At 69.3% G+C, this 5295-nt stretch carries 6 protein-coding genes; all 6 read right to left on the bottom strand.

Annotated features, from left to right (window positions below):
* Nucleotides 1-1130, bottom strand: a 1130-nt coding sequence (tgt, locus tag ABLA28_RS10340) for a tRNA guanosine(34) transglycosylase Tgt (RefSeq protein ID WP_347713598.1), incomplete at its 3' end; no start/stop codon positions are given.
* Complete coding sequence (locus ABLA28_RS10335; RefSeq protein ID WP_347713597.1) at nucleotides 1123-1917, bottom strand: TatD family hydrolase; 795 nt, start codon at nucleotides 1915-1917, stop codon at nucleotides 1123-1125. The genes ABLA28_RS10335 and tgt, both read right to left, overlap by 8 nt.
* Nucleotides 1918-2065: 148 nt before the next feature.
* Nucleotides 2066-2992 carry a riboflavin kinase gene (locus tag ABLA28_RS10330; protein WP_347713596.1) on the bottom strand — a complete coding sequence of 309 codons (927 nt, stop codon included), beginning with the start codon at nucleotides 2990-2992 and terminating at the stop codon, nucleotides 2066-2068.
* Nucleotides 2989-3909: a tRNA pseudouridine(55) synthase TruB gene (gene truB / locus ABLA28_RS10325; protein WP_347713595.1), complete on the bottom strand. Its 921-nt coding sequence runs from the start codon at nucleotides 3907-3909 to the stop codon at nucleotides 2989-2991. Before truB ends, ABLA28_RS10330 begins: the two co-directional genes overlap by 4 nt.
* Complete coding sequence (locus ABLA28_RS10320; protein ID WP_347713594.1) at nucleotides 3884-4894, bottom strand: bifunctional oligoribonuclease/PAP phosphatase NrnA; 1011 nt, start codon at nucleotides 4892-4894, stop codon at nucleotides 3884-3886. Before ABLA28_RS10320 ends, truB begins: the two co-directional genes overlap by 26 nt.
* Nucleotides 4887-5258 carry a 30S ribosome-binding factor RbfA gene (gene rbfA / locus ABLA28_RS10315; RefSeq protein WP_347713593.1) on the bottom strand — a complete coding sequence of 124 codons (372 nt, stop codon included), beginning with the start codon at nucleotides 5256-5258 and terminating at the stop codon, nucleotides 4887-4889. The genes ABLA28_RS10320 and rbfA overlap by 8 nt, the downstream gene beginning before the upstream one ends.
* Nucleotides 5259-5295 lie beyond the last annotated feature (37 nt).

Raw genomic sequence — 5295 nt, 5'->3', positions numbered from 1 at the left:
CCGCCGCCGTCCCGGAATCGCTCGCCGTCCCGGAATCTCTCATGGAAGCGCTCCCGGAACTCCGGGAAGGTCCCGGCCAATATGGCCTCCCGCGCCCCTTCGGCAAGGCGCAGGGTATAACGCAGGTTGTGCCAGGTGCACAGGCGCGCCGCCAGGATCTCCCCGCACCGGTACAGGTGCCGCAGATAGGCCCTCGTGAAATTGCGGCAGAGATAGCAGTCGCACTCGGGGTCCAGGGGGGCGAAGTCGCGCTCATACCTCTGGGCCTTGATGTTGACCCTCCCGAAGGAGGTGAAGAGGGTCCCGTTGCGCCCGTTGCGCGTGGGGAGCACACAGTCGAACATGTCCACGCCCCTGGCGATGCCCTCCACGATGTTCGGCGGGTAGCCCACCCCCATCAGGTAACGCGGCCTCTCCTGCGGCATGACGCCGTTCAGGAGGTCCAGGATGCGGTACATGACGTCGTGGGGCTCCCCCACCGAGAGCCCGCCGATCCCGTACCCGGGGAAGTCCATCGCCGTGATCTCCCGGGCGCTCCGTAGCCGCAGGTCGTCGTAGACGGAGCCCTGGACGATCCCGAAGAGGGCCTGGTCCTCCCGGGTATGGGCGGCCCGGCACCGTCCGGCCCACAGCGTGGTGCGCTCCAGGGCCGTCGTCGCCTGTTCGTGCGTCGCCGGGAAGGGACCGCACTGGTCGAAGCACATGGCGATGTCGCTGCCCAGAAGCTCCTGCACCCGCATCGCCCACTCGGGGGACATCACGTGTTCGGAGCCGTCCAGATGGGACCGGCAGCGCACGTCCCGGTCCGTAACCTTGTTGAGCTGCGCGAGCGAGAAGACCTGGAAGCCCCCGCTGTCCGTCAGGATGGGCCGCTCCCAGCCCATGAAGCGGTGAAGCCCCCCCGCCTCGGCGACGAGCTCGGCCCCGGGCCGAAGGTAGAGATGGTAGGTATTGCCCAGGATGATCCGGGCCCCGATCTCCTCGAGCTCGGGCGGCGTCATGGCCTTCACCGTGGCCTGCGTCCCCACCGGCATGAACACCGGCGTCCTGACGACGCCGTGGGGCGTCGTCAGGGTTCCGGCACGCGCGCCCGTCCGGGGACAGACCGCCTCCAGCCTGAACTCAAACATGGGAACTCCCCCATCCGAAAAAAGTACGGGCGTTCTCCTCCACCTGACCGGCCAGCGCCTCGAGCGCCACGCCCCTCGCCGCGGCGACGGCCTCGTAGACGTACCGCACGTAGGAGGGCTCGTTGAGCTTTCCCCGGAAGGGCCTGGGGGCCATCCAGGGACAGTCCGTCTCCAGCAGCAGCCGGTCCGCCGGGATTCGGGCTGCGACCTCGCGGAGCTCGTCGCTCCGGGCCCAGGTCACGGCCCCGCCGATGGCGCACCGGGCCCCGAGCCCAAGGACCCTGTCGAGGTACCCGAGGCCCCCGCTGTAGCAGTGGAAGAGCAACTTCAGGGAGCTCCGCATTCCGGGCCCGAGCCCCTCCAGGAGGGACAGCACATCGTCCATTGCGTCCCGGACGTGCAGCACCAGCGGCTTCCGGACGGCCGCCGCCCATTCCAGGTGCATCCGGAACACGGAGCGCTGCACGTCGCGGGGGGAATGGTCGTAGTAGTAGTCCAGCCCCGCCTCCCCGAGCGCGACGACGCGCTCGTCCGCGGCCAGGGCCAGCAGCGCCTCCGGCAGGCCGTCCGCATAGCGGGACGCCTCGTGAGGGTGGACCCCGACCGCCGCGTAGACGCCGCTCTCCCTGAAACGATGGGCCATCCCGACCGCCTCCCGGCTGTCCTCCAGGTCGCAGCCGACGACTACCATGCGCCCGACCCCGGCCTCGGCGGCACGGCGGACGAGAGCGTCGGCGTCCCCCCTCAGCTCGTCGGAGTTGAGATGACAGTGGGAATCGATCAGCATGGAAAAACCCTCAAAAGCCCAACCTCCAAAGCCTCCATATGACGAACATGGGGCTCCGCCCCACACCCCGCCCAGGGGACGCGTCCCCTGGGAACCCCGGACGGGAACTATCCAGGAAAACACTGATTTTATCCACGAAGCCCCCCTATCAATGAAAACATCGCAGAAAGGCCCCGAAAAGCTCCGGGTCCGCGCTCATGCGCTCCTCGTAAATCGTGCGGCAGCGCGCCACGTCCGCGGCGATCTGCTCCGTCAGACGCGCGGCATCCGGGAAGCGCCGCTCGGGCCTGAGCCGCTCGAGGAAGAACACGGCCAGCTCCGCCCCATAGAGGTCCCCCTCGAAGTCCAGGATGAAGACCTCGGCGCGCCGCTCACGGACGTCGTCGAAGGTCGGGTTGCGGCCCACCGAGAGAGCGCCGCAGCACCACCGCCCCCGCACAATCAGGGACACGGCGTAGACGCCGTCGGCCGGAAGCGTCCTCGGTCCTCCGATGTTCAGGTTCGCCGTCGGGTATCCCAGCCTGCGCCCCCGCTCGTCCCCGTGCAGGACGTCCGTCCGGAGAAACCAGGGGTACCCCAGGTCGGCCGCGGCGCCCGAGACGTCCCCCCGCCGCACCCGGCCGCGGATCGCGGAGCTGGAGATTTTTCCCCCACCTTCGCCTTCCAGCAGGTCCTCCGCGAAGAACGCCGCTCCGTCCTCGCGGCAGAACGACTCGAGGAGGGACGCCGACCCCCTCCCCTCGAACCCGAACCGAAAATCCCTGCCCACGACGATGCCCTCCACGTCCGTCAGGCGTTTCAGCTCCACCCAGAAATCGCGGGGGGAGAGGTTCCTCAGGCGCTCGTCGAACGGGAGGACGATCAGGTGCGGGATCCCCAGGACACACCGGATGAGCTCCCATTCTCCCGAGTTGAAGAGGGTCGAGCGCATCGTCCCCAACACGAGCCCCGGGTGCGGGGAGAAGGTCGCGACCCCCCAGTCCGTGCCCATGGAACGCGCCATGGACCGGGCCCGGCCCAGAAGGCGGACGTGCCCGCGATGGAAACCGTCGAAGGCCCCCAGGACCAGGATCATGTCCCCTCCGCCTCATCCCGAACAAAGATGTTGGCCCGGGGCCTCAGCAGAATCTCTCCCCCGTCCTTCTCCCCGGCCTCCCTGTCGACAAAGCCGATCATCCCGGCCCCCTCGACGCACAGGCCGCCCGCGAGCCCCACGGTCCCGGGGACATAGCGGCCGGCCTCCCGCAGGGGCACGGGAAGGCCGTTCCGAAGGCGCGCCTCCGCCCGCTCCGTCAGGAGGATCCGGTGGAAGGGGGCGACGGCCTCCCTCGGGGAGCGCAGCGGCACGCCGGGGTCCGGGGGGAAGGACAGGGCCTCCGAGACGAGGAAGGGGCCGATCGAGAGGCGGCGCAGGGCCTCGATGTGAGCGCCGCAGCCCAGCCTGGCCCCGATGTCCCGCGCGAGGCTGCGGATATAGGTGCCCCTGCCGCAGACGACCTCGATCTCGACGCAACCGTCCGCCAGAGCGGAGCGGCGGCGGACGCTCTCCATCATCACCGGCCGCTCCGGCAGGGCTCCGCCCCGCCCGGAACGGGCCAGACGGTGCGAGGGCTCCCCGTTCACCTTCAGGGCGGAGATCTCGGGGGGACGCTGCATCCTCATGCCCCAGAAGGAGGGCAGGATCCGGTCGAGGGCGGCCTCGTCCGCGCAGGCGGCATCGCCGCGGAAGACCACCTCGCCGGTTCGGTCGCAGGTGTCCGTCTCCGCCCCCAGGCGCACCGACGCCCTGTAGACCTTGGGAAGCCGCATCACGTAGTCCGAGAGGCGCGTCGCGGCCCCCACGAGGACGACCAGGAGCCCCGAAGCCGTGGAGTCCAGGGTGCCGGCATGCCCGACGCGCGTGCCCCTGCCGAAGGCCCGCCGCACCCGGGCGACGCAGTCCGTGCTCCGGACGCCCTCCGGCTTGTCAATGAGCAGCAGCCCATTCGGCATGGCGTTCTTCCAATGCGGACCGAACCTTTCGCACGACGTCCTTCACGGTGCCCTCCAGGGTCGCCCCGGCGGCCCTGGGGTGCCCGCCCCCTCCGAGACTCCGGGCGACGGCCGCGGCCGGGACCATGCCCTCCTCGGAACGGAAGCTGATCTTGACCCGCCCCGGCTCCAGCTCGGAGAGGAGCATGGCGAAGCGGATCCCACGGATCGTCAGCAGCTGATTGACCAGCCCCTCGGTGTCCGCGGCCTGAGAACCCGTCCCGGCGAAGTCGCCGTGCGAGAGCCACGACAGGGAGAACTCCCCGTCCTTCCCCCAGACCTCGATGCGGGAGAGGGCCTGCGCCCAGAGCGCCATGGCCTTCAGCGATCGGTTGTGGTAGATATGCGCCTCGATCCGCGACGGGTCCACCCCCAGCTCCAGGAGGTCCGCCGCCATGCGGTGAGCCCGCGGCGTCGTGTTGCTGAACATGAAGGCCCCGGTGTCCGTGACGAGCCCGGTGTACAGGCTCTCGGCGATCGTCGCCGTCACCGTCCAGCCCTCCGCCCTGAAAAGGCGGTACAGGAGCTCCGTGGTCGAGGAGCAGGAGGGGTCGACGCAGTTCAGGGTCCCGTATCGGGAGTTGTCCTCGTGGTGGTCCAAGTTCAGGACGACCGTCCCCGGAGCGCGGCCCCCGACGCCCCGGACCCCGCGCTCCTCGTTCGAGGAGTCCAGAAAGACGTAGAGCTCCCCCGTATCGTCAAAGGCGAGCTCCTCGCGGAAAAGGTATTCGTCCGTGTGGGGCAGGAAGCGGTAGGGCAGGGGAAGCGACGCGTCGGGTCCCATCCAGCGCACCCGGCGCCCCAGAAGCACGCCGGCCTCGAAGAGCGCCGACGCCGAACCGACGGCGTCCCCGTCGGCCTTCTGGTGGATGAACAGCGTCCAGCGGGGGAACGCCCTCAGAAGTGCGGACACCTCGGAAAAACAGGGCGCGGAACGCTCAGTCATCCGTCTCCTCCTCCGAACCGCCCTCCTGCTCGGGAAGGGAGTCGAGCCCCAGGCGATGCAGGATCCCGTCGATCCTCTCCCCATAGTCCACGCTCCGGTCCGGGACGAAATCCAGGGCCGGGATATGGCGCAGGGTCAGGACCTGGCCCAGCAGGGTCCGAAGCACCCCCTTCACACACTGGAGCTCCTCCTGGAGGGCGGCGCGCCGGTCCAGGTCCACGGCGGTGAAGAACACCCGCGCGTGTTCCAGGTCCCGGGAACATTCCACGCCCGTGATGATGGCGTCCTTCACGGCCTCGTTCTTGATGCGGTGCTCCAGCAGAAGGGCGATCTCCCGCTGAAGCTGCTTGTTGATTCGCGCCATGCGAAACGTCCCCAAACCCCTTCACCCCTTTATTCCT

This window comes from uncultured Fretibacterium sp. (assembly GCF_963544685.1).
In the GTDB taxonomy this organism is placed as follows: Bacteria; Synergistota; Synergistia; order Synergistales; family Aminobacteriaceae; genus CAJPSE01.
Note: the sequence above shows the minus strand (reverse complement) of the source record. Positions and strands in the feature narration are given on the sequence as shown.